This is a genomic window from Sphingomonas endophytica (assembly GCF_001476895.1).
Lineage (GTDB): Bacteria > Pseudomonadota > Alphaproteobacteria > Sphingomonadales > Sphingomonadaceae > Sphingomonas > Sphingomonas endophytica_A.
Window position 1 is genome coordinate 1 of the sequence record NZ_LDTB01000214.1, and the last position, 758, is coordinate 758.

The window sequence follows — 758 nt, forward strand, 5'->3', positions numbered from 1 at the left end:
GTGTACGGTCGCAGGCCGTCGATCACGCTGCGCCAGTCGCCGCCCTCGGCTACGCTGCGGTCGATGCGGAGGCGAAGCCAGCGCAGCAGGCTGCTGATACTTGCGCCGAATGGGATCTCGGCTTCCTCTATGCGCTGCGCGTCGACGCGCCGGTGTGGGTTTGCGAGCAGGCCGCGCCGCGACATCGCGAGGATCGGCCCGCGAGGCCCGTCGCGCAGCAGCGAAAGGACATAGTCGACCATGGTCAACCCCGTGCCAAGCAGCAGGACGGTGGCATCGGCATCGATCGGCGCGGCCGATGGCGGCGCCCACGGATCGGCATAGCCCGCACGGCTGGCGCGCATGTCGTGCCCGGTCGCGAGGACGACGGTATCGCCCATCAATGACTGGCCATCCGCGAGTGTGACAGTCACGCCGGCATGGCCTTCGCTGATATCGACACAGATGCCGCGCACGATCGACAAGCGTTCGACATCCGCCGGATCGGATGTCTGCTGTTCGAGCAAGCTCGCTATGTAGTCGCCGTAGATGCGCCGGGGCACGAAGCAATAGGGATCCGGGCACAGCGATACATCAAGCTCGCGCGAGGTGAGCCAGCGCCAGAAATGATCCGGTTGGTCCGGCAGCGCGCTCATGTTCGCGACGCGCACATTGAGCAAATGATCGGAATTTCCGGTGTGATAGGCGATGCCGCGGCCGATGTCCGGGCGCTGCTCGATCAGCGTAACGCAAAGACGGCGGATCGGTTGGTGCAGCAA

The 758-nt window shown here is 65.4% G+C and carries 1 protein-coding gene; it reads right to left on the reverse strand.

The annotated features are described in order from the left end of the window. Positions 1 to 758: FAD/NAD(P)-binding protein (locus NS334_RS16800; protein WP_193753157.1), on the reverse strand; the 758-nt coding region annotated here is incomplete at both ends.